The 21,822-nt window shown below is 42.3% G+C and carries 23 protein-coding genes and 4 pseudogenes; 24 read left to right on the plus strand and 3 right to left on the minus strand.

Translation table 11 applies throughout. From position 1 onward, the window contains the following. The 9 genes and pseudogenes from ROSEINA2194_RS18155 to bsh all read left to right on the plus strand — a co-directional run. Nucleotides 1–915: HAMP domain-containing sensor histidine kinase (locus tag ROSEINA2194_RS18155; protein ID WP_007890372.1), on the plus strand; the 915-nt coding region annotated here is incomplete at its 5' end. Nucleotides 916–948: 33 nt separating this feature from the next. Next, a complete protein-coding gene (locus tag ROSEINA2194_RS18160) occupies nucleotides 949–2,013 on the plus strand; it encodes an FUSC family protein (RefSeq protein WP_005946426.1) in 1,065 nt (354 codons plus the stop codon). Then, a pseudogene (locus ROSEINA2194_RS18165) lies at nucleotides 2,003–2,574 on the plus strand (CDP-alcohol phosphatidyltransferase family protein). The gene ROSEINA2194_RS18160 and the pseudogene ROSEINA2194_RS18165 overlap by 11 nt, the downstream one beginning before the upstream one ends. A gap of 12 nt (nucleotides 2,575–2,586) precedes the next feature. After that, nucleotides 2,587–3,207 (plus strand): annotated as a pseudogene (locus tag ROSEINA2194_RS18170) (cation transporting ATPase C-terminal domain-containing protein); the annotation flags it as partial. Next, nucleotides 3,207–4,425: pseudogene (locus ROSEINA2194_RS18175) on the plus strand (AI-2E family transporter). The pseudogenes ROSEINA2194_RS18170 and ROSEINA2194_RS18175, both read left to right, overlap by 1 nt. 80 nt (nucleotides 4,426–4,505) lie before the next feature. Continuing rightward, nucleotides 4,506–5,378: a DegV family protein gene (locus tag ROSEINA2194_RS18180; protein WP_005929812.1), complete on the plus strand. Its 873-nt coding sequence runs from the start codon at nucleotides 4,506–4,508 to the stop codon at nucleotides 5,376–5,378. A gap of 243 nt (nucleotides 5,379–5,621) precedes the next feature. Next, on the plus strand, nucleotides 5,622–5,939 hold the full coding sequence (locus tag ROSEINA2194_RS18185; protein ID WP_005929809.1) for a transposase: 318 nt from the start codon (nucleotides 5,622–5,624) through the stop codon (nucleotides 5,937–5,939). A gap of 145 nt (nucleotides 5,940–6,084) precedes the next feature. Then, nucleotides 6,085–6,276, plus strand: coding sequence for a phospholipase D-like domain-containing protein (locus tag ROSEINA2194_RS18190; RefSeq protein ID WP_005929803.1), 192 nt, complete (start codon nucleotides 6,085–6,087; stop codon nucleotides 6,274–6,276). A gap of 21 nt (nucleotides 6,277–6,297) precedes the next feature. Further along, the gene (gene bsh, locus ROSEINA2194_RS18195; RefSeq protein WP_007890377.1) at nucleotides 6,298–7,287 is read left to right on the plus strand and encodes a choloylglycine hydrolase; all 990 of its coding nucleotides are present in this window, start codon (nucleotides 6,298–6,300) and stop codon (nucleotides 7,285–7,287) included. 155 nt (nucleotides 7,288–7,442) lie between these two features. On the opposite strand, the gene ROSEINA2194_RS18200 is transcribed toward bsh, so the two are convergent. Beyond that, nucleotides 7,443–7,955, minus strand: coding sequence for an ImmA/IrrE family metallo-endopeptidase (locus ROSEINA2194_RS18200; RefSeq protein ID WP_005929797.1), 513 nt, complete (start codon nucleotides 7,953–7,955; stop codon nucleotides 7,443–7,445). A gap of 45 nt (nucleotides 7,956–8,000) precedes the next feature. Beyond that, nucleotides 8,001–8,417, minus strand: a complete 417-nt coding sequence (locus ROSEINA2194_RS18205) for a helix-turn-helix domain-containing protein (protein ID WP_002576372.1) — start codon at nucleotides 8,415–8,417, stop codon at nucleotides 8,001–8,003. Nucleotides 8,418–8,618: 201 nt separating this feature from the next. Here ROSEINA2194_RS18205 and ROSEINA2194_RS18210 point away from each other — a divergent pair, with 201 nt between their 5' ends. The 5 genes from ROSEINA2194_RS18210 to ROSEINA2194_RS18230 all read left to right on the plus strand — a co-directional run bounded on the left by ROSEINA2194_RS18210 (nucleotide 8,619) and on the right by ROSEINA2194_RS18230 (nucleotide 11,690). Continuing rightward, the gene (locus ROSEINA2194_RS18210) at nucleotides 8,619–9,854 is read left to right on the plus strand and encodes a DNA polymerase Y family protein (RefSeq protein ID WP_005929791.1); all 1,236 of its coding nucleotides are present in this window, start codon (nucleotides 8,619–8,621) and stop codon (nucleotides 9,852–9,854) included. Nucleotides 9,855–9,935: 81 nt separating this feature from the next. After that, complete coding sequence (locus ROSEINA2194_RS18215) at nucleotides 9,936–10,196, plus strand: hypothetical protein (protein ID WP_002576370.1); 261 nt, start codon at nucleotides 9,936–9,938, stop codon at nucleotides 10,194–10,196. Then, a complete protein-coding gene (locus ROSEINA2194_RS18220; RefSeq protein ID WP_005929788.1) occupies nucleotides 10,193–10,924 on the plus strand; it encodes an ImmA/IrrE family metallo-endopeptidase in 732 nt (243 codons plus the stop codon). The genes ROSEINA2194_RS18215 and ROSEINA2194_RS18220 overlap by 4 nt, the downstream gene beginning before the upstream one ends. Beyond that, the gene (locus tag ROSEINA2194_RS18225) at nucleotides 10,921–11,181 is read left to right on the plus strand and encodes a hypothetical protein (protein ID WP_005929785.1); all 261 of its coding nucleotides are present in this window, start codon (nucleotides 10,921–10,923) and stop codon (nucleotides 11,179–11,181) included. Before ROSEINA2194_RS18220 ends, ROSEINA2194_RS18225 begins: the two co-directional genes overlap by 4 nt. Nucleotides 11,182–11,399: 218 nt before the next feature. Next, entirely contained in the window at nucleotides 11,400–11,690 is a 291-nt protein-coding gene (locus tag ROSEINA2194_RS18230) for a helix-turn-helix domain-containing protein (RefSeq protein ID WP_005929781.1), read from the plus strand. 256 nt (nucleotides 11,691–11,946) lie between these two features. Here ROSEINA2194_RS18230 and ROSEINA2194_RS23715 read toward each other — a convergent pair. Continuing rightward, a pseudogene (locus ROSEINA2194_RS23715) lies at nucleotides 11,947–12,150 on the minus strand (ATP-binding protein); the annotation flags it as partial. A gap of 145 nt (nucleotides 12,151–12,295) precedes the next feature. Here ROSEINA2194_RS23715 and ROSEINA2194_RS18240 point away from each other — a divergent pair. The 10 genes from ROSEINA2194_RS18240 (at nucleotide 12,296) to ROSEINA2194_RS18285 (ending at nucleotide 21,768) form a co-directional block, all read left to right on the plus strand. Beyond that, nucleotides 12,296–13,447 carry an AAA family ATPase gene (locus tag ROSEINA2194_RS18240; protein WP_005929775.1) on the plus strand — a complete coding sequence of 384 codons (1,152 nt, stop codon included), beginning with the start codon at nucleotides 12,296–12,298 and terminating at the stop codon, nucleotides 13,445–13,447. Nucleotides 13,448–13,606: 159 nt separating this feature from the next. Continuing rightward, nucleotides 13,607–14,710 carry an AAA family ATPase gene (locus tag ROSEINA2194_RS18245; protein WP_005929771.1) on the plus strand — a complete coding sequence of 368 codons (1,104 nt, stop codon included), beginning with the start codon at nucleotides 13,607–13,609 and terminating at the stop codon, nucleotides 14,708–14,710. Beyond that, complete coding sequence (locus ROSEINA2194_RS18250) at nucleotides 14,700–15,209, plus strand: hypothetical protein (RefSeq protein ID WP_005929767.1); 510 nt, start codon at nucleotides 14,700–14,702, stop codon at nucleotides 15,207–15,209. The genes ROSEINA2194_RS18245 and ROSEINA2194_RS18250 overlap by 11 nt, the downstream gene beginning before the upstream one ends. A 227-nt stretch (nucleotides 15,210–15,436) precedes the next feature. After that, a complete protein-coding gene (locus tag ROSEINA2194_RS18255) occupies nucleotides 15,437–15,718 on the plus strand; it encodes a hypothetical protein (protein WP_007890380.1) in 282 nt (93 codons plus the stop codon). A 52-nt stretch (nucleotides 15,719–15,770) separates the two neighbouring features. Continuing rightward, nucleotides 15,771–16,193, plus strand: coding sequence for a type II toxin-antitoxin system PemK/MazF family toxin (locus tag ROSEINA2194_RS18260; protein WP_002576364.1), 423 nt, complete (start codon nucleotides 15,771–15,773; stop codon nucleotides 16,191–16,193). Then, a complete protein-coding gene (locus tag ROSEINA2194_RS18265; protein WP_002576363.1) occupies nucleotides 16,186–16,416 on the plus strand; it encodes a helix-turn-helix domain-containing protein in 231 nt (76 codons plus the stop codon). Before ROSEINA2194_RS18260 ends, ROSEINA2194_RS18265 begins: the two co-directional genes overlap by 8 nt. A gap of 71 nt (nucleotides 16,417–16,487) precedes the next feature. Continuing rightward, entirely contained in the window at nucleotides 16,488–17,696 is a 1,209-nt protein-coding gene (locus ROSEINA2194_RS18270) for a tyrosine-type recombinase/integrase (RefSeq protein ID WP_007890382.1), read from the plus strand. 147 nt (nucleotides 17,697–17,843) lie between these two features. Further along, nucleotides 17,844–19,055, plus strand: coding sequence for a tyrosine-type recombinase/integrase (locus ROSEINA2194_RS18275; protein WP_035393358.1), 1,212 nt, complete (start codon nucleotides 17,844–17,846; stop codon nucleotides 19,053–19,055). Nucleotides 19,056–19,574: 519 nt separating this feature from the next. Beyond that, nucleotides 19,575–19,790, plus strand: coding sequence for a heavy-metal-associated domain-containing protein (locus ROSEINA2194_RS18280; RefSeq protein WP_330370621.1), 216 nt, complete (start codon nucleotides 19,575–19,577; stop codon nucleotides 19,788–19,790). Nucleotides 19,791–19,950: 160 nt separating this feature from the next. Then, nucleotides 19,951–21,768 (plus strand): ABC-F family ATP-binding cassette domain-containing protein, encoded by a 1,818-nt coding sequence (locus ROSEINA2194_RS18285; protein WP_007890385.1) that lies wholly within the window; start codon nucleotides 19,951–19,953, stop codon nucleotides 21,766–21,768. The last annotated feature ends 54 nt before the right edge of the window (nucleotides 21,769–21,822 follow it).

Here is a 21,822-nt window from a genome sequence, read left to right on the forward strand (position 1 = left end):
CCTGGTAGCATACCTGTGCTTGGCTGGCTTTTGATTTTCAATACATTGATTGCAGGGCTGATCACTTCCTTTATTAATGCAAAGTTACTGGAACCAATTACAAGACTTAGTAAAGCAATGAAGGAAGTTTCTCGGGGAGATTTTGAACAGCATTTGGAAACGAATAGCCGTATAGCAGAAGTTGGAGAATCTTATCAAAGTTTTAACGTTATGACAAAAGAACTTCGTGCAACAGAGGTGCTGCAGATGGATTTTGTATCTGATGTTTCTCATGAGTTTAAGACCCCGATTAATGCCATTGAAGGATATACAATGCTGCTTCAGGGAGAAGAACTGTCTCCGGATCAAGAGGAATATGTAGAAAAAATCTTATTTAACACCCAAAGACTTTCCGGATTGGTTGGTAATATTTTGCTGTTATCCAAGTTAGAGAATCAGAATATACCAATGAAAAAAACGGAATATCGTCTGGATGAACAGATCCGCCAGGCAGTTCTTTCATTGGAAACAAAATGGACAGAAAAAGAAATTGGTTTTCAGGTAGAATTGGAGGAAGTTAAATATACTGCGAATGAAGGACTTTTTATGCATATCTGGATAAATCTTTTAGATAATGCGATTAAGTTCAGCCCTTCAAAGGGGACAATTACGATGTTTCTGAAACAAGAACAGGATTCTGTTAAGTTCATTCTGGAAGATGAAGGACCAGGAATAGAGGATGATGTAAAATCCAGAATATTTGACAAGTTCTATCAGGTAGATGGATCTCATAAAGCAGAAGGAAATGGCCTAGGTCTTGCACTTGTAAAACGGATTGTAGATAGTGCCGGAGGAACAATCAAAGCAGAAAACCGTGAATATGGTGGATGCAGATTTGTTATAGAGCTGCCAAAGCAGAAAGATGAGATTATCTAGTTTTAAGATAAATTAGAAGATGAGAGGATTTATATGACATTTTATCAGGAGTTGCAGTTAAATCAGGCAGGTTCTAAAAACCTGTTGAAAAAGAGTGAAACACTAAAAGAAAAACTATATCATATGTGGGTATATCTGGTGAAGATAGCTGCTACAATGGCATTTTGTTTTTTCTTTGTTAGTATTTTCAGCATCTTATTTGGAAATGAGAACAGCATTGTAGGTGTAGTAGTCTTATTATGTCTCATGGTGTTTAGGAATGCGGATCTGGGGATCCACACCGGACAATCTACGATGCTTTTGGCTTTGTTCTTTGTAATTATGACTGTATGTCCGCATTTAGCAAATCAGTTTTCACCGGTATTGGGAATGCTGTTAAATATTGCGGCACTGGCTGTGTTGATTCTGTTCGGATGCCATAATCCATCCATGTTTAATCAATCTACATTGGTTCTTGGGTATCTGCTGCTATATGGTTATGATGTTACGGGAAAAAGCTATCAGATGCGATTAGTCGGAATGGCTTTAGGTGCAGCACTTACCTGCTTCGTATTCTATCGAAATCATAAAAACAGAACTTATAAAAGAAATCTGAAAGATCTGATACAAGAATTTGATATCACTTCTTCCAGAACAAAATGGCAGATATGTCAGATTTTATGCGTACCGATTGTCCTTTGCATTGCAGAACTTTGTAATATGCCACGTGCAATGTGGGCTGGTATTGCGGCCATGTCCGTGATTTTGCCGTCTATGGAAGATATGCACTACAGAGTCCGTAAAAGGATTGTCGGAAATATTGCAGGTGTTATATGTTTTACAGTATTATATTTTCTGCTTCCTTCGTCAATCTATGCATATATAGGAATTCTTGGTGGAATCGGTGTAGGATTTTCAGCACAATATGGCTGGCAGGCAGTATTTAACACATTTGGTGCTTTAGCCATTGCTGCAGAGACATATGGACTACAAGGAGCGGTTAGTCTTAGAGTGAGTCAAAATGTTTTTGGTGTTGTGTTTGCTTTAGCATTTTGTGTTATTTTTTATTGGTTTATGCCTAAAAAAAAGGAAAGTGAGGTGACCGTACATGCAGAGTGAAGTGAATAAGGAAGAAAATTTGAATAGAATTATTACGGTTCCTAATCTTCTTTCTTTTTTCGGCTTTGTCTGATTCCGGTAATTATATGGAGTTATTGTGTAAAGAAAAATCCTCTGTTAGCTGGTGAAATCTTATTGCTGTCTGGTCTTACGGATCTTGCTGATGGATATATCGCAAGAAGATTCCATAGGATTAGTAATTTAGGAAAAATACTTGATCCGGTGGCTGATAAGCTGACACAGGCAGCGATGTTAATCTGTCTGTTTACTCGTTTTCCGCATGTGCTTCTTTTAATCGTAATAATGGCAGGTAAGGAGCTGTATATGGTAGTCAGTGGATGTCTTGTGATACAAAAGACAGGAAAAGTACATGGTGCAGACTGGCATGGAAAGATAGTAACCTTTTTATTATATGGAACTGCAGCGGTGCATATTATATGGTTCCACATTACACCGATGGTATCAGATCTGTTGATTGGTTTGTGCGCTATAATGATGGTCATATCGGTCGCTCTGTATATTATCCAGAATACCAGGACTCTTAAGGAAGAGACTGTATAAGCAATTTTATATGCGATACAGTTTCTTTTGTCAGGAAATTTCGGAGCAATTTTAACCGTTCTTTGTTCATCGGTTGCAGGACTTCCGGTGCCATTTGCACCAGTACATTTACTCTTCATTAATCTTTTGACGGATAGTCTTCCGGCAATTGCGTTAGGATTAGAGCCGGATAGAAGTGAAGTGATGAGTGAAAAACCGAGATTGGCAGATGAGTCGATATTGACAAAAGATTTTCTTAGCAAAATCGGTCTGGAAGGTTTGGTAATTGGAGCAATGACAATGATCAGTTTTTTGACAGGATACAACCAGAATGGTACATTGCTTGGAAGCACGTATGCTTTTGGAACTCTTTGTCTGGCACGTTTGTTTCATGGATATAATTGCAAATCAGATCATCCGGTCATTTTTACAAAAGGTCTCTTTCATAACAAGTGGCTTCAGGGAGCATTTGTGTTAGGTGCAGTACTCATTACAACAGTACTGACGGTTCCTGGTTTCCATAACTTATTCAAAGTGGAAACGTTGAATCTGATGCAGCTTGGATGTGTATATTTATATGCTTTTGCAAGCCTTCTGATTATTCAATTACTTAAGTGTATACGTATGAAACTAAGAAAAAGAGGGGAAAGATAGTGGATTTAAGTAGATGTTCTATGAAAAAAATTCGAGAACTGATTGTGTTTACGGCATTTCTTGTAGTTGCTTTGTGGAAATTCGATGTGGTGATTGAAGTGCTGAAGTCAATATGGAAAATTGTGTTTCCTTTTGCGCTTGGTGGTGCAATTGCCTTTGTGATTAATGTACCAATGAGTTTCCTAGAAAAGAAAATGCTCGGAAAGATAAAAGAAAATAATAAAATAGGAAAAAAAGACTGCGAGACCGATAAGCCTGCTTCTTACAATTATATTGGTAGCAGGTGTCATTATATTGGTAATGTTTGGTGTGATTCCACAGCTTACACAGACCATGGGAAATCTGATGACGAGTATTTCAGATTTTATTCCACAGATGCAAAACTGGATTCGAGAATTTTCACATGATAATCAGGATATTATGAAATTGGTAGATCAGCTGCAGTTTCAGCCTGATCAGGCAATTAAATGGGGAATAAGTCTTCTTGGAAACGGAGTCGGAAATATGATGAATACGACGATGTCAGCAGTAGGTTCCATTGCCAGTGGATTAGCGACCTTTTTTATTTCGTTTTCCTTTGCATGCTATATTCTTTTTCAGAAGGAAAAATTACATTTACAGGTAAGAAAAGTGATTTTCGCTTTTATTCCAAAACAAAAAGCAGATGCAATTCTTAACATATGTTCGCTGACATATCGGACATTTGCAAATTTTCTTGCAGGGCAGTGTCTGGAAGCAGTAATTCTCGGAATGATGTTTGTTATCACGCTAAGTATTTTAAAAATGCCATATGCACTTTTAATTGGAATTTTGATCGCGTTTACCGCATTGGTTCCTATCTTTGGAGCCTTTATTGGCTGTGCCGTGGGAAGTTTTCTGATCTTTATGGTAAATCCAAAACAGGCAGTTTTATTTATTATAGTTTTTCTGCTTTTGCAGCAGATAGAAGGTAATCTGATCTATCCTCATGTGGTTGGCGGATCAGTAGGACTTCCATCAATTTGGGTACTGGCGGCAGTTACAATCGGCGGAAATCTTATGGGAATTATAGGTATGCTGATTTTCATTCCACTTGTATCGGTATTTTATACTATATTCCGGGAGTTCGTATATCTGCGCCTAAAAAAACAACATATAAAACGAGTAACGAGAACGGATGTGGAAGAGTATGCGGAGGAGGAAATTGCGTCATCCTTTATTGTGCCGAATGAAAAATAATGATGTGATACAAATATAAATGAAGTGTAATGCCGATTATTAAGACGTTATAAAAATAGATTACGAAGGAAGAAGATATTATGAAGAAAATAGGAATCATGACAGACAGCCACAGTGGAATTTTGAGTGAAGAAGCGCAGAGACTCGGAATTAAGGTACTACCGATGCCTTTTTATATCGGAGAGAAAGTGTATCGTGAAGGAGTAGATCTTTCCAGAGATGAATTTTATGATATGCTTCGAAAGGGCGTAGATGTATCTACATCTCAGCCGTCACCAACAGAAGTTATGGATATGTGGAAAGAGATGCTGAAAGAATATGAGGAGATTGTTTATATTCCTCTTAGCAGTGCTTTAAGCGGGTCCTGTATGACAGCAGAAGCCATGGCAAATGAAGATGAATTTGCCGGTAAGGTGTTTGTCGTAGATAACGGTCGTGTGGCAACCCCGATGCATCGTTCTGTTCTTGATGCAGTAGAAATGGCAAAAGAAGGATACAGTGTAGTCGAAATCAAGAAAATTCTTGAAGAAACCAGAGAAAAAATGACAATTTATATCGGGCTCAGCACACTGAAATATCTCAAAAAAGGAGGAAGAGTCAGCTCTGTGACAGCTTTGGCAGCAGATGTCCTGAGTATCAAACCTGTTATGCATTTCAGCACAGGAAAGCTTGATATCTACCAGAAATGCCGTGGTATGAAGAAATCACGTAAAGTTATGATCGATGCAATGAAGCATGAGCTGGAAACGAATTTCCGAGAAGAATATGCTGCTGGTAAAGTGTACCTGATGGCGGCGTCCAGCAGTACCGATGAAGTGACAGAAGAATGGGTAAACCAGATTAAAGAAAGTTTCCCGGGAATGGAAGTCATGTGTGATAAACTTTCCTTCGGTTTGTCCTGTCATATCGGTCCGGATGGACTGGGAATCGGATGCACCTGTAAGCCAGTGTAAAAAACTGCTCCGGAGAAGATAAAATAAAAGATTAGGGTGTCAAAAGGTTTATAGCCTTTGATATAAATTTGTACCTTGAAAACTTAACACGATATGTAAAAACATTGGATTCTTTGGTAAAATGTAGGTAGCATTTTATGAGGTGATCTATATGTCTTTTGTTAAAAATGATAATCAACAGCTTACTGTTTTAGACAGTACTTTTAATCTTACAGAACGCGAAAAACGAATGTTAGAAAAATCATGGGCAAAAATTTTGCAGACAAAGTTTTTCCTGCTATTGATGAAAATATTTTTTCTGTTCTTTACAGTAAAAAAGCATCCAGACCTAATACTCCGGTCAATGTGATTGTTGGGGCACTGATTCTTAAAGAAGCTCTTAATGTTACTGACGATGAGATCGTTGAAGCTATGGCATTTGATATCCGCTATCAGTATGCACTGCACACAACCAGTTTTGAAGAGCAGCCAATTAGTGACAGAACCCTCAGCAGGTTTAGAGCAAGAGTTCTTTCTTACGAAACAGAGCATGATGTTGATCTTTTCATGAATGTGTTGTAAAAATGGCAAAAGAAATATCTGATTTTATGGATATCACTCCGGATTGGCTTACTTGTCAACTGTTTTTTGTAATATTTTTAAAGTTTTTAGGTATAAAAACAGTGGCTTTCTATGACAGAAAACCACTAAAATGATGCTTAACTGAATGGCATTGCTTTATCACCACTTTGAAAATGGTTGTTTTATGGCGGATAATCAGACAGTTTTGGATATAAGAGATGATCTGGGAGCAACCATGAATGAATGCAGGGAAGTGACCGAAAAGTACCGCACAGGACGGAGTGCATATTTACGGCTCGAACAGTTGTTTATGCGATTGTTTGCAGGATTATTATAGCAGAAAGAAGAGGTGTTCGATATGTGTACAGCAGCAACTTACAAAACAAAAGATTTTTATATGGGCAGAACGCTTGATTATGAATTTTCCTATGGGGAACAGATCACGATAACGCCAAGAAATTACGAATTTGATTTCCGGTTTGCCGGGAAGATAAAAAGCCATTATGCTTTGATCGGAATGGCATTTGTTGCAGAAGGTTATCCGCTTTATTATGATGCTGTTAATGAAAAAGGCCTTGGAATGGCAGGTCTTAATTTTGTCGGCAATGCGGCATATGAAGAGGCTTTGCCGGAAGATGAAACAGAAGTCAGCCAGGTGGCACAGTTCGAGTTCATCCCATGGACCCTTACACAGTGTGCTACTGTAGCAGACGCGAGAGAGAAGCTGGCAGCAATGAGACTGACAGGTACAGCATTCAGTGAACAGCTGCCGACAGCACAGCTTCACTGGATCATTGCAGACAAAGACTCCTGTATCGTTGTTGAGTCTATGAAAGATGGGCTGCATGTATATGATAATCCGGTAGGAGTGCTTACCAATAATCCACCATTCCCGAGTCAGATGTTTGCACTGAATAATTATGCCGGAGTATCCAGAAAACAGCCGGAGAGTACTTTTGCAGGAGTATTACAGCTTGATGCATATAGCAGAGGAATGGGTGGAATGGGAATACCTGGAGATCTTTCCAGCCAGTCAAGATTTGTGAAAGTTGCCTTTACAAAATTAAATTCGATCTCCGGTGAAGAAGAGGATGAGAGTGTAAGTCAGTTCTTCCATATCTTAGGATCCGTAGATCAGCAGCGTGGATGCTGTGAGGTGACAGAAGGCAAATATGAGATCACGATATACACGTCCTGTTGTAATACAGCAAAAGGTATTTACTATTATACGACTTATGATAATCATCAGATCACAGCGGTTGACATGCATGCGGAAAATCTGGATTCAGATCAGCTGATCTGTTATCCGCTTCTGTCCAAGGGCGAAGTCAGATGGCAGAATAAATAATACGAAAATGCACGGAGAAAGCATAACGCAGAACAACAGGAGGACAATATCGAGATTGTATGGAATGCAGATGTTAGGTTGATAATTGTGCAAGCACCGCCTGCACAATTTGTGCAACAAAAAAGAGGAGCCAGTCCAGACTCCTCAAAGGTACGTTATTTCAAAAAGTTGCTCTTGTGTTCCAGCGCGTGCAGATTATAGCCAAGTGTAGCCAGGTGCGCTACCTTCAGCGCAACCAGATTGATGTCGGTGGACATCGCACTGGCGATCTGCTCGGCTGTGTATCCATACTCATAGATGTAGCGAAGAACTTCATCGCTGTCCATCAGGATCTCTGCCGCTACGATGTTGGCTTCATATTCCGGTTTGGATTTCATGTCGTAGAGCATGAACTCATGAATCGGGGTGGTTTTCGCCATATTCCGGTGAAGCTGGTCATGCCCTAATTCATGTGCGCACACGATGCGCAGCATATTTTCATCCAGACTGTTATTCAGGAAAATAAAGCGATTCCGCTTAATCACCCGGTACATTCCCTTCAGGGAACCAAAATTTTCGCAAAGCATGACATTGATACCAAGCTGCCTTGCAATTTCAAAAGGGTCTCTGGAACCGCAGCGTTTTACCAGTTTCTCACCGACCAGTGAAAGCTGTTCCGCATTCATCATACCACCTCCAGTTTACAGTATAGCGAAAAGTGTGTACGATAAATATCACTGATCGGATTTTTTACGCCTCGTTTTCGGGGCGTATTTTTTATTGTTCTCTTTGGCAATCCAGTAGGCATCGGTCAGAGCTTTATAAGCTCCTTCGATGGCATCTTCGCTTAATTCGCCGCCAGCGAACATACCGGTCACTTCACTGACCAGTTCTTCAATATCTTTCGCTGCTTTTGCGCCGCCTTTTTCATGGGCTTCTACAACATAGGTGCCGCTGCTTCCCAGCAGATACTCAGTAGTAGTATTCAGCGCATCCGCGATCTTCTGGATCGTAACCATATTGGATGGTTTACGGCTGCCAAGCTCATAATTCTGAATTGTGCGGGCGGTTACACCGGCCTTCTCTGCAAGTTCTACCTGAGTTAAATTGGCTTCTGTTCTTTTTTCTTTCAACCTTTCTTTGAAGACCATAGGAATACCTCTTTCTTTTTTGATTACGAACACGAACACTTTTTCATAAAAATCTATTGACACGAAAAACTGTGCTTGCTATAATGACGATGAAAACACGAAATATAATTCGTGTAATTATAGTATCACAAGAAATGCTGTGTGTCAATGCGTTCGTGAAAAGTTGTTCGTGCTTTCGCGAACGGAGAGGAGGAATACGAGATGCAAAGAGTGATCCTTCACTGTGATATGAATAATTTCTATGCCTCTGTCGAGTGTATGCTGAATCCGGAACTGAAGAACAAGCCGGTGGCAGTGTGTGGTTCTGTGGAGGAACGGCATGGTATTGTACTTGCGAAGAACTATGCAGCAAAGGCGTTTGGCGTTTCCACGGGAGAGGCAATCTGGCAAGCAAAGCAGAAGTGCCAGGATCTTGTGATCGTGGAGCCGCACTATGAGCAATATATGAAGTTTTCAAAGCTGGCTCGTGAAATATACGGTCGCTATACCGATCAGATCGAGCCGTATGGGATGGACGAATGCTGGCTGGATGTGACCGGAAGCGGCTGTATGGGAACCGGATTTGAAATCGCAGATGAGATTCGTAGAACGGTTAAGTTTGAACTGGGACTTACGATTTCCGCAGGAGTGAGCTTCAATAAGATTTTTGCCAAGCTTGGGTCGGATATGAAAAAGCCGGATGCGATTACCTGCATCGAAGCAGATTCATTCCGGGAGAAGATTTGGTGTCATCCTGCCTCTGACTTGCTTGGAGTCGGCAGAGCGACCGAGAAGGTTCTATCCAGTTATGGGATTCATACCATTGGAGAACTCGCTGCAACATCGGATGATTTCCTGAAATGCCGCCTTGGGAAGAATGGACTGGTGATTAAGAAATATGCCAATGGACTGGATGATTCACCGGTTATGCGTTCCGATTATGTCTCCCCAGTAAAGAGCATTGGGCACGGGATAACGACCATGCAGGATTTGGAGAATAACGCCGAAGTCTGGTGTGTCATGCTGGAACTGGTGCAGGAGATCGGAACCAAGCTGCGAGCACATAAAAAGAAAGCTGGCGGAATAGCGATTTCCATCCGCAACAACGAGCTTTACACGAAAGAGTGGCAGTGCCGGATTGGTATTCCGACACAAAGCCCTACCTATCTGGCGAAAACTGCATTTGCTCTGTTTGCAAAGAACTATCAGTGGGAGCATCCGATTCGTTCAGTGACGGTTCGGGCAATCAACCTGTTTGAAGAGGATTGTCCGATACAATACGACCTATTCACTGATGTGAAATCACTGGATCGCCAGGAACGCTTGGACGCAGCGATTGAGCAGATTCGATTCCGATTCGGGAAAGATGCGATTAAAAATGGGGTACTTTTTCAGAAAAGCAAGATGCCGACAGAGCGAAAAGTGGATTTGGTTATGCCGACAGGAATGATTGGTTAATACAGCACCGGCAGAATCTGGTGAGTTCTTTGCTAAAAGAAGTCAACACATTCGCCGGTTTACAGAGAAGGAGCGTAGAATATGTCGGAACAGAAATGTAGAAAAGTATATGTACCTGTGAATTTAGATGTGGATGCAGAGGGAAATATCCGTCCGCGTCTGATTCGGTGGATTGACGGACGGGTGTATGAGATCGACCGATTGAAGCATAAGTGTCGGGCTGCTTCCACGAAGGTAGGAGGCTGCGGAATCCGCTATACGGTCATGATCGGTGGGCATGAGAGCTTCCTGTACAACGAAGATGAAAAATGGTTCGTTGAAGCAAAGGAGCAGTGCCTATGATCCTTTCGCAGAAAAACATAGAGGAAATCGCTGTTGCAGTGATAAGAGATTTTCAAAAGTCCTTTTTCGGCAGCGAAGCAGATGATCCGACGAGATTCGCGCTTCCGACACCCATTGACCAGTTTGCATCCGATTATCTGAACCTGAAGGTGTCATTTCAAAAGTTGTCCTCGGACGGAAGCATCTATGGTCTGACCGCGTATGTGGATACAGAATATCAGATAGAGGTTGATGGAAGTCAGAGGAGCATCTTCCTGAAAACCAATGATGTGGTTCTGGATAAGAGCTTCATTGAACCGGAGAATATTCGGAAACTCTGCGGAAAACGCAGGTTTACGCTGGCACATGAGTGCGCCCACCAGATACTGTTTCAGCTGGATGCCGATGACCGAAAGATAGCCTGCCATAAGAGAACGGAAGTGCGAGAAAATGGCTCCCGCGTTCTGAGAACGCAGGAGGATTGGAACGAATGGCAGGCCAATGCGCTGGGAGCTGCTATTCTGATGCCTCAGTCAGAGGTGGATCGGGCGATGTGGTTCATTAACAGCAGAAAGCCTCTGACTTGTTATGGATGGCATTTTTATGACAAAGACCAGGTGAAAATAGATACTTTCTGTAGTGTCTTTGGCGTTTCGAGATCGGCAGCTGCTATCCGCTTGGAACAACTGGGCTATTTGAACCGGAAAAAGGATTATGAATATCGTGATCCATTGGAGGTGTGGCCATGAGCAGGAATATCAGAGTATCGGAACCATCTGCGGAAATGCAGATTAAAATCATCCGGGCAAAGGATGCAATCGCTTCGCAAAAGCCCAGGACTGTCAGGTGCCCTTATTGCCGACACAATTCAATCATCGTCTTTGAGGACACCAGAGGACATGTGCAGACCAAATGCAAGGCCTGCGGACGCGAGACCGTTTTCAATGTTTTGGAGATGAGAAGATTACGGAGATTGCAGCTCTACTATTCGTCTTTGAATGGCTGAGATGACAATAAATAACCCTATTAACACAATTTTATAAGTCATAGCTGTGCTGTGGAGCCGCTGACAGGCGAAGTCTTCCGAATGCCGCATGAAACAGAATTATGGGATAGCCCATGTTCTGTTTTATCGGCACAGGATTTTTTCTTCACCGTCATGCGGCTCCTTTTTTGACCTTCCGTCGGTCCGGTTCTGTACCGGCTGTGCGGAAGGAGAAACGTATGTATTTTGACGCAAAAGAGTTTGGTAAGAGACTTCACGATGTTCGCACTTCCCGTGGCATTACGCAGGAGGAGCTGGCGGTTCGCCTGGGACTGGCAAGCAAGCAGCATGTCAGCCGTATGGAGAACGGTGAGCGCAGTTGCTCAATTGATTTGCTGATTGAACTGTCCTGCATCCTCCATGTCAGCACGGATTATCTTCTGATGGGCAGCGAGCCAAGCAAAGAGAAAGTTAAAAATGATCTTTTGAGCATTATTTCGGAGCTGTCTACGATTGCGAAGAAAATCTAAAAAGCATTAGGCGCAATATAACTGCTGACGGCGTAGAATCATGGTGGCTAACTTGGTGGATACCTTGATGGGTGTCATCCTCTAAGTTATCATGGGTTGTATCATGGGTTGCGTCATAGGACTTATCATTGGCTGTACCCATGATAGAGTAAGCATGAGTGATTTGAGCACCCTCACTGCCGTGGGCAATAAGGTGGATACAAAGATTCAAAACTGTGTGTGGGATGTCCGGCGATTTATCTTGCTCACTAACTTGGTCATTGACTAAGTTTTTCTGACTAAGTTGGCAATTTACATTTTTCAAGATGACTCTGAAATCTGTTGCCGTTGAGAAAATTTTCGGATTATATGCCGCTGTATATCCAGGCGGCTTTTCGGTTTCCCTGACGATTTTGCGTAGGCCGCTTCCATGACACTCCATGTATTTCATGCGGTGGAACGGGTCAGCAATCACAGGGCTTGCCATATTGAACGGATACTTTTTAGTGTCAAAAACAATTTGGAAAATAAAAACGGAAAGTACGTTGTTATTTTATGAATTGCGGCGTATAATAAGATTATAAGAAAATAAAAACGAAAAAACTGTTTTTAGAGGAAGACTACCTATGAAAATACTCCGCATCACCGCACAAGGACTCCAATTATTCAAAAAAGACTTGGATATTTGCTTTTATACGCAGCAACGTGTTTGCGAAGAGGACAAAGATAATCTTTACCGTTTGATGGATAACTACTATCTCCACTCTGCCTGTGCTTTCATTGGAATTAACGCATCTGGCAAGACCTCGGTATTAAAGGTCATTAGCTTGGCCTTAAATATTGTGAAAAATGAGCCCATCAATCATGTGGAGGCAAAAAGCATTCTTGGCGGAACGAAGAAGGCTACAATCCGCACATATTTTTATGATAAGCGTAGCTACGTCTGCTGCTTGGAAACTGTAATTGCGGCAAAGAAGTCGAAAACAGGGGAATATGTGTATTCGATTCTGTCTGAAAGCCTTTGGGAAAAACCGATTGCAACCGTTAAGTCGAAAAAGTATCTGACAGATTTTACAGGAATGAAGCCTGTAGAGCAGCGTAATAACGATGAAGCATACCTTTCTGATGATGTTAGCTTTATCATTGCGCATAATAAAAAAGCGAATGATACAGTGGAAATATTTAGCCTGCTTTCCTATACGAATGTGAATGTGCTTCCATTTACCGAAGATATTCCATTGGAGGTAATTGCATTTCTCGATCCGACCATTGAGAAATTGTGTTTTGAACAGACAGAGGGAAAAACATTTATCCACTTGAAGTTTAAGGATGAAAAAGAGATTATCCTGAATAATGCGGCAGACCTTGAGCAGTATCTGTCCTCTGGTACGATTAAGGGTATTATTACATTCTCGATGGTAAAGGAAGTTCTTCATTCAGGTGGTTATCTTCTGGTAGATGAAATAGAGAATCATTTCAACAAGGAAATTGTAACGACCTTAGTGCGCTTCTTTATGGACAGCCGACTGAACAAAAATGGCGGAACGCTTATTTTCACTACGCATTATCCGGAACTGCTGGACGAATATGACCGAAATGACGGAATTTGCATCGTTAGAAACCGTAATGGCATCACAGCAGAAAATTTGAGCTATATATTGAAACGTAATGATATTAAAAAGAGTGATGCTTACCAGAGCGGCTTCCTTGAGGGAACAACGCCAGCATATGAAGCGTATATGCGCTTGAAGAAAAGCCTGGCTGCTTCAATCAATTAAGGAGGTAGCAGAATGGAGTTAGAACTAACAGTATGAGGAACAATATACTGCATGAATGTAAATATTGCTTGGATATGTGGACTATTGTCCTTGAAATGCTCCTTTAAATATGATATCATTAGTTCGTACAAGGCGAAATAATGAAATGGAGGCTCTGACATGATCGTTTTAGACCTTGAGTTAAAGGAAATCTATGGATTTAATGATTTTCATATCAATTTCAGTTATCCCAAAAAGATTGTCAATTCGATTATCGATCAGGAACATCTGAAAGGAAGAGAGCGATTTCGCTATAAGAAGGCTGTAATTCTTATGGGTGCAAATGCTACCGGAAAGACCAGCCTTGGAAAGGCTTTGCTTCGTATTTTTGGATATATGACTGATGGAAATCCAACACCGCTGTATGAGATGGTTGCAGGCGATAAAGGATACTTCAGTATTGATTTTGTGAATGGTGATTATCGCCTGCAGCGGTTGTCAGCTCAGATTGATGCATCCAGTCAGGAGATTGACATTCAGTATCAGACCGCAGACATTGATACGATGGATTCGTATGAAAAATGTGTAAAGAAGCTGAAAGATCAAACGATAGAGGCAACCAGAACCGCTACAGCACTTAAGAAGCTGGTAGGTGCTGTTCGATATCGTTTTGCATATCCTGAAATAGAAAAATCTTTGAAACTTACAGGTGCAAATAAAAGCATTTTGTTAAAGACACTGCGTGCTGTTATTGGAACGCTTGATCCTACATTGCAGGACGTTAGTTTATCAAAAGATTTGAAGGATACCTTTATTATTCGGCGCGGTGGAACGGAAATCATCATTCAGGAAGGTAAACTGCTGAATCGGGAGATACTGTCCAGTGGTACAGCAGAAGGAATAGATGTCGCAATGTTCCTTGCTGCAATGGCGACAAAAGAAAGCAGTTTCTATTATTGTGATGAACATTTTTCTTATATTCAGAGCGATATTGAAAAACGGATTTTCGGTATTATGCTGGATCGTATCGGAGACGATGAACAATTGATTTTTACAACGCATAATACAGATATGCTGGATTTGAACCTGCCGAAACATAGTTATGTGTTTTTGCGTAAGCATCTGGAGGAAGATGTATATCAGGTTTCTGCTGTTTCTGCATCGGATGTACTGAAACGAAATACAGACTCTTTACGCTGTGCGGTCGAGAATGATGTGTTTGCCTCGCTTCCGCAGGATTCCCTTTTGGACGAGTTGGAAATGGGGTGGGAAGATGAACAATAAGTGCATCTATTATGTAGAAGGCCCCTGTGAACAACAACTGATTGCAGCCTTAAAAGAAGCACCGGAAAGATTGATCCCGGGGAAGATAAAGGTCTTCAATGTGGTGCAGAATTTGATTCCTAAGTCACAGATGTTGTCTATTCAGGCGGGAACGACTGTCGTTTTGGTATTTGATACTGATGTGCCACAGACATCAAACCTTAAAAAGAACTTGGAACTTCTCACCCGGTATTGCGGAAAGCTGAAAATCATTTTTCTTCCACAAGTTCTGAATTTGGAGGATGAATTGGTTCGGTGTACAGACGTGCGAACTGCGATGGAACTGACCAAAAGTGGAAGCGTTAAAAATTTCAAGACGGACTTTTGTAAGATGAAAACAAAAGATTGTCGTTCTATGCTTGAGCGTCATAAGCTGGATTATGCACGATTGTGGATGACAAAAACGCCTGAAGCATTTAGTTTTGTGGAGAATAATAGTTCTCAAATTAAAACATTATAATCTTTGATGCCTCGTTGGGAAACCAACGGGGTATTTTTTTGCCTCAATCTGGCTGTATAGAACACTGAAAAAGTCAAAACGAACCGTAGGTAGTCCTGCAAGGACAACCAAAGTGCGCCTACGAGGCCAACGCGAAATCGGAGGATTCTTGTTAAACTTACTTTGTAAGGACGAAAGTCCGGATGTTCCTTGAAAACTGAATACTCATTCTTCAGGTACATTCCTGTTTGGTCGAGCCTTCGACTGCACGCCATGAAGCCCATCGGGGCGATAGCGGTTTCGCAGAAGCAAATGCCGGATTGCAACCGGCGGCGGTGTTAAAACCAGACAGGGACAATGATACTTCCGTAATTCGCGGTCCGGCCATAAGGAAGGCGGGATGGTTAAATTCCAATGGAGCAGTGAAGCACACTGCCGCCTGTGAGAAATCCTACATCTCTGGGGTGATAAGAAAAAGTACAGAGAAACCATATTTTCAGAAAGCACTGCTGGGTGCTGTATCAGCATGATACCTGGCAGGCTTTATCCATATCAGTGTATGGAGATTGGAGACAACAGCAAATGAAAGAAAACTGGGTTTATCGGCGAGGTGATTTATATCTCGCCAATCTCGGTGTTCCGGTCGGATCAAAGCAGGGCGGTGTTCGTCCTGTTGTGGTTCTTCAGAATGATGTCGGCAATTATTATGCGCCGACGATCACGATTGCTCCGCTGACATCGAAAATTGAGAAGAAGCGAAAGCAGCCAACACATTTCTTTCTCCGTAAAGCAAAGGGACTGGCAAAACCGTCTATGGTATTGGCAGAACAGCTCGACACCTGCGACAAGATATGCGTGATTCGCTATCTTGGGCGGGTAAGTAAGGGGCAGATGCGTGGGATTGACGAAGCTGTAAGGATTCAGCTTGGTTATTATATTCCGGAACAGGCAGAGAAAAAAAGACAGGGCAAATGCCGAAAGGATGGCGAAGAAGGCGATGGATAAACTGATTACAAGGAAGGAAGCAGCCAGTATATTGGGAATCAGCGTAAAAACACTGGATGCTGCAAGAACAGACGGGTTGATCTCCTATGTTCAGTATGTGGAAAACGGCTGCGTTTATTTCACGGAAGTGGGGATTCAGGAGTACATTGCAAAATGTACGCACCGTGCAAAACCGATGGAACGTGCTGCGACATATCGCAAACCTCGAAGCTTTCGGCGGTGAAAATCGACATCGTTGAGTATGAACGATGAATCCGCAATAATGAAAGCAACAACAGGATTGGAGGTAATGATATGGCGGCAAGAAGAATGATGCTTCCCGATTATGGTACGGTGAGTATGAAGGGAACGCAGTATTATCGAACCCGTGTGACAGATCAGCAGGGACGGCGGGTTTCCTTATATGCAAGAACGAGAGAGGAACTGTACCAGAAGGAACAGGAAGCGATCCAGCAGATTGAGAACAAGACGTATCGCCGCAGTACACCTACAGTGGAGGAGTATTGCGAGAAATGGCTGCTGATGCAGTCGGCACAGATCAGGATGACAACGCTGATTGACTATACATCGAAAGTGAAGAACTACATCATTAAGCCATTGGGCGATATGCATATGGGAGATGTAACAGCAGATGACATTCGCCTGGCACTGCTGGCGGCATCAAAAAAGTCGGCATCCGTGTACAAATCGGTGAACGTTATATATAAGTGTATTTTTACGGCAGCAATGGAGAGCAAGATCATTGATGAGAATCCGACCATCTATCTGAAGAAGAATGTGGGAGGGATTCCCCAGAAGGACCGCCTCCCGCTTACGGATGAGCAGGTGGATAAGCTGCTGGATGCCATTTACGGCTTGCCGCCGTATGTGTTTGTGATGCTGGGGCTGTACGCAGGATTGCGGAGAGAAGAAATCCTCGGACTTCAATGGGATTCGGTGTATCTTGATTGCGAGGCTCCGTACCTTACCGTTCGGAGAGCCTGGCATACGGAGCATAATCGTCCGGTGATTCTGACAGAGCTGAAAACAAAGGCAGCGCATCGGAACGTCCCACTTCCGGACAATCTTCTGGAATGTCTGAGAGAGGCGAAGAAGACATCAACATCGGATTATGTGGTTGCAAACCGGGATGGAGACCCTTTGTCCTATACGCAGTTCAAGAGATTATGGCAATATATCGTAACCCGTACCACCAAGGAACGCTGCTATTATCGCTATGAAGATGGCAAGAGGGTAAAGCATACAGTGAAGCCGGTTCTGGGACAAAAGGCAGCACACAATGGAAATGTGGTTTACAGTCTGGACTTTGAGGTGACTCCACATCAGCTGCGGCACACCTATATTACGAATCTGATTCATGCTTCGGTTGATCCGAAGACAGTTCAGTATCTTGCCGGTCATGAAAGCAGCAAGATCACCATGGATATTTACGCCAAGGTGAAATATAATCGCCCAGAGCAGCTCGCAGGAGTGCTTGAAGATGCTTTTGCATCGTGGGATTAAGAGTAAATCAGAAAAAACTTGGGGCAGGGATGGTCAAAAATCCCTGCCCTTTTTACATACATTCGACATCCTTGAAGGAAGTGGTGTACGCCATGATAATAAGAGTAGCAACACCCAATGTATGAAGATAGACGAGGAGGAGAACACATGGCTAAAGGAAAAAAGCGCCCTGCTGAACTTCCGGAATACGGAACAGTGATGATGAAAGGGGTACAGTATTACCGCACCCGGATTACAGATGCAGACGGAAAGAGAGTGGCGATTTATGGGCTGACACGCGAAGAATTATATGACCGGGTGGAAGATGCCCAGAAGAAAATTGCAGAAGTGGTTTTCCACAGAGAGAATCCGACCGTGGAAGAGTACTGCGAAAAATGGCTGCTGATGCGGTCTGGAACGGTAAGAACCAATACGTTGGAGGGATACGAGCGGATGGTGAATCGGTACATCGTGGGGCCGATTGGACAGATGTATATGGATGAGGTGACCACAGATGACCTGCGGCTGCTGATGGTTCCGCTATCAAAAGGTTCTTCCGGAATGTATGGCCAGCTCAATATGCTGATTAAGAACATTTTTAATTCGGCAGAAGAGAGCAAGGTGATCAAAGAAAATCCATCCAAAACGATTTGTGCAAGAGGCGGAAAGCCTGCGAAACGGCGCGAAGCTTTGACGGATGAACAGACTGCCATTTTGCTGGATAGCATTCGTGAGCTTCCACCGTATGTTTTCGTGATGATCGGCTTGTACGCGGGACTGCGTAGAGAAGAGATTCTCGGATTGAAATGGGACTGTGTATTCCTGGATGAAAAAACACCGTACATTTCCGTAAGGCGTGCATGGCACGTAGAAGGCGGTGCACCGGTAGTCAACACACTTTTGAAGACTCCGGCAGCGAAGCGAGATGTTCCGATTCCCAAATGCCTGGTAGCCTGTCTCAAGGAAGCAAGGGAAAAATCAGAATCGGAATATGTGATCTCGAATTCGAAGGGAACTGTTTTGACGGAAACACAGTTTGTGAGGGCCTGGAAGTACATAACAGTCCGTTCTACCGCAGAACGCTGTTATTACACTTATGTAAATGGACAGTCCATCAAGCATAGAATAAAGCCAAGGCTTGGTGAGCATCAGCCGAATAATCCCAAGCTGGTGTATACGATGGACTTCAAGGTGACTCCGCACATGCTGCGGCACACCTATATCACCAATCTGATTTACAAAGGTGTTGATCCTAAGACGGTGCAGTATCTGGCAGGCCATGAGAACAGCAAAACGACTATGGACATCTATGCGAAAGTCAAGTATAATAAACCAGAAGAATTAAGCAGCGTTGTGAATGCTGCATTCGGGCTGCGTTAAACGGCACCAAAAATTTCGCGATTTCGTGGGTTTACCTATGGGTTTACTGAGAGATGGAAGCCCGAAAACCCGCATGAATACTGGACTTTTTGGATCATGGTCAGGTGAATACGGTCTCAAAGCAGCTCGTCGCGCTCCACAGTTCTCAAAGAGATAATTCAACCGAATATCGAAAAAGAGCAAATTTCCCCGAAAGCATCGAGTTTTCGGGGATTTCTTTATATTATACAAATGAGGTTTATGAATGTCCTTGTAATTTTGCAATAAGAGCATCCTTGAGGACTTTTGAATAATTGATGCCAAGATTTTCGCATGCAGTATTGAGCCATGCAGGAATACTCAAATATTAGAATGGATAGGTTTGAAAAAGTGTATTGAGAAGAAATATCATTATAGCAAAACAAAATTGACGAATACCCTACATGGGTATATATTGAAGATGTTTTCAGAAATCCATTTTTATTAAAATATGTTTCCACAATGGATTTCGTAATTGCAAATCAGGAAAAGGTGAATGCTATGATAAAAACAACATTAAAAATCGACGGCATGATGTGCGGTATGTGTGAGTCCCATATGAATGATCTGATCCGCAAAAATTTTCAGGTAAAAAAGGTAACATCCTCTGCGAAAGACGGAGAAACAGTGATTATCAGTGATAATGAGATCGATATTCCGTGGGCAAAAAAAAGAGATCAAAGAGATTGGTTACGAACTCGTTTCCCACAAGAGTGAACCATATGAGAAAAAAGGATTTTTCCATTTTGGAAAATAATAAGAATATATGGAAGGATCAGGCAAAATGCGCAGGTGTTGTCAGGACATCTGCGCATTGTGGCATTACGAAAGTTATGCTACAATGAGCGGGGAAAAATAAAAAAGGAAAGAGAAATTTATGATAAAAGCAGAAAAATTATCGTATTCCTTCCCGCAGAAGGACTTATATAACAAAATATCATTTACGTTGGAAGATGATGTGCACTGCGCATTTATCGGAACAAATGGAACCGGAAAAAGTACGTTGGTGGATATGATCCTGCACCCGGACAATTACTTATATGATGGCAGACTGATCGTGGATGTTCCGGGCAGAATCGGTTATGTCAGTCAGTTTTATTCTCTGGACGAGGAAAAAGAGGTTACGGTTTTTGACTATCTGAGTGAGGAGTTCGTGCGTCTGCAAAATGAGATTAACACAATCTGCGATGAGATGGCGACAGCAGATGAGCTGGACGAACTGATGGAGCGTTATCAGAACGTCATGGATCAGTTTCAGGCGATCGATGGGGACTTTTATGAGAGCAATATCCGTAAACAGTTAAAAATTGCAAATCTGAAAGACTATGAAAATCATCTTTTGACAAACCTCAGCGGAGGAGAATTTAAGCTGATCCAGGTGATCCGTGAGATGATGATCAGTCCGAAATTTATTATCATGGACGAGCCGGATGTGTTCCTTGATTTTGAACATTTGAATGCACTGAAAAACCTGATCAATTCCCACAAGGGAACTTTGCTAGTCATCACACATAACCGTTATCTTTTGAATCACTGTTTCAACAAAATTCTTCATTTGGAGAATGCAGAGCTTCAGGAGTTTGACGGCACATATGTGGATTACAATTTTGCATTGTTGGAGATGAAAATCGAGCAGCAGGAACTTGCGGCAGCAGATATGGAAGAGATCGAGCGCAATCGCAAAATTGTGGAACGTCTGCGGAATGAGGCGACAAAGGTGGACAGTGCGACAAAGGGAAGAAGTCTAAAAGCGAGAGTCTCTCTGTTGGAGCGTCTCGAAGCGCGGAAAACAAAATCACCGTTTGTGGATATCAAGCATCCTCAGATTGAACTGCACACCAGTGTAAAATCATCGGATGATGTGCAGGGAGATGTTTCTGGACAGACAGATACGGATGTGACCATCAGTGAAGAAAGAACGGAACAGAATCATGAAAAAGTGATTCTGGAAGTGGAAAATTACAGTGTTACATTCGACCGGCAGATTATGGAGGAAGTGACCTTCTCCATGGAGGCTGGCGGGAAAGTGGCAATCGTCGGACCAAACGGAACCGGAAAGACAACCATTTTGCGTGATATTTATAAAAACAACAATCCAGCCATTAAGCTTGCCCCAGACCTTAAAATTGCCTATCTTTCCCAGATGCATGGGGAAGTTTTTAACGAGAAAGAGACGGTTTTGAAAAACTTTGAGGATGCAGGTTTTGAGACAGAAGCGGAGATTGTCCGTTATTTAAAAACTTACGGATTTGAAGAAGAGTTAGTTTATAACAAAGTAGAGAATTTATCCGGCGGAGAAAAAAATCTGCTTCAGCTTGCAAAAATCTCCCGGATGGATGCGGACTTTCTTCTTTTGGATGAGCCGACAAGCCACCTTGATACCTATTCCCAGCTTGCGTTGGAACAGGCAATTGAAAAATATGAGGGTGCTGTATTGATGGTATCGCATGATTTCTATACAGTTGCAAACTGTATGGATTATGTACTTTTTGTAGAAGAGAAGAAACTCCGCAAAATGAGTATCCGTAAATTCCGCAAAATGATCTATGCCGACCATTTTGATAAAAATTATCTGGAACTGGAGCAGAAGAAAAAAGAATTGGAAAACCGGATTTCATTTGCATTGCAGGCAGGAAAATTCGAGGAGGCTGGAAAATACTGTGATGACCTCGAGCAGATCATCAATCAGATGTAAAACCGGAGTTTAACGAACGTAGTGTCGCAGATTTTGTGGTGCTTTTTTAGGGGG

Origin of the sequence: Roseburia inulinivorans DSM 16841, from assembly GCF_000174195.1 — a bacterium.
Lineage (GTDB): Bacteria > Bacillota > Clostridia > Lachnospirales > Lachnospiraceae > Roseburia > Roseburia inulinivorans.

Excerpts from the sequence above, each read along its gene's own strand:
- ROSEINA2194_RS18160 (WP_005946426.1), top strand. The coding sequence starts at position 949 with ATGACATTTTATCAGGAGTTGCAGTTAAATCAGGCAGGTTCTAAAAAC.
- ROSEINA2194_RS18180 (WP_005929812.1), top strand. The coding sequence starts at position 4,506 with ATGAAGAAAATAGGAATCATGACAGACAGCCACAGTGGAATTTTGAGT.
- ROSEINA2194_RS18185 (WP_005929809.1), top strand. The coding sequence starts at position 5,622 with ATGGGCAAAAATTTTGCAGACAAAGTTTTTCCTGCTATTGATGAAAAT.
- ROSEINA2194_RS18190 (WP_005929803.1), top strand. The coding sequence starts at position 6,085 with ATGGCATTGCTTTATCACCACTTTGAAAATGGTTGTTTTATGGCGGAT.
- bsh (WP_007890377.1), top strand. The coding sequence starts at position 6,298 with ATGTGTACAGCAGCAACTTACAAAACAAAAGATTTTTATATGGGCAGA.
- ROSEINA2194_RS18200 (WP_005929797.1), bottom strand. The coding sequence starts at position 7,955 with ATGATGAATGCGGAACAGCTTTCACTGGTCGGTGAGAAACTGGTAAAA.
- ROSEINA2194_RS18205 (WP_002576372.1), bottom strand. The coding sequence starts at position 8,417 with ATGGTCTTCAAAGAAAGGTTGAAAGAAAAAAGAACAGAAGCCAATTTA.
- ROSEINA2194_RS18210 (WP_005929791.1), top strand. The coding sequence starts at position 8,619 with ATGCAAAGAGTGATCCTTCACTGTGATATGAATAATTTCTATGCCTCT.
- ROSEINA2194_RS18215 (WP_002576370.1), top strand. The coding sequence starts at position 9,936 with ATGTCGGAACAGAAATGTAGAAAAGTATATGTACCTGTGAATTTAGAT.
- ROSEINA2194_RS18220 (WP_005929788.1), top strand. The coding sequence starts at position 10,193 with ATGATCCTTTCGCAGAAAAACATAGAGGAAATCGCTGTTGCAGTGATA.
- ROSEINA2194_RS18225 (WP_005929785.1), top strand. The coding sequence starts at position 10,921 with ATGAGCAGGAATATCAGAGTATCGGAACCATCTGCGGAAATGCAGATT.
- ROSEINA2194_RS18230 (WP_005929781.1), top strand. The coding sequence starts at position 11,400 with ATGTATTTTGACGCAAAAGAGTTTGGTAAGAGACTTCACGATGTTCGC.
- ROSEINA2194_RS18240 (WP_005929775.1), top strand. The coding sequence starts at position 12,296 with ATGAAAATACTCCGCATCACCGCACAAGGACTCCAATTATTCAAAAAA.
- ROSEINA2194_RS18245 (WP_005929771.1), top strand. The coding sequence starts at position 13,607 with ATGATCGTTTTAGACCTTGAGTTAAAGGAAATCTATGGATTTAATGAT.
- ROSEINA2194_RS18250 (WP_005929767.1), top strand. The coding sequence starts at position 14,700 with ATGAACAATAAGTGCATCTATTATGTAGAAGGCCCCTGTGAACAACAA.
- ROSEINA2194_RS18260 (WP_002576364.1), top strand. The coding sequence starts at position 15,771 with ATGAAAGAAAACTGGGTTTATCGGCGAGGTGATTTATATCTCGCCAAT.
- ROSEINA2194_RS18265 (WP_002576363.1), top strand. The coding sequence starts at position 16,186 with ATGGATAAACTGATTACAAGGAAGGAAGCAGCCAGTATATTGGGAATC.
- ROSEINA2194_RS18270 (WP_007890382.1), top strand. The coding sequence starts at position 16,488 with ATGGCGGCAAGAAGAATGATGCTTCCCGATTATGGTACGGTGAGTATG.
- ROSEINA2194_RS18275 (WP_035393358.1), top strand. The coding sequence starts at position 17,844 with ATGGCTAAAGGAAAAAAGCGCCCTGCTGAACTTCCGGAATACGGAACA.
- ROSEINA2194_RS18280 (WP_330370621.1), top strand. The coding sequence starts at position 19,575 with ATGATAAAAACAACATTAAAAATCGACGGCATGATGTGCGGTATGTGT.
- ROSEINA2194_RS18285 (WP_007890385.1), top strand. The coding sequence starts at position 19,951 with ATGATAAAAGCAGAAAAATTATCGTATTCCTTCCCGCAGAAGGACTTA.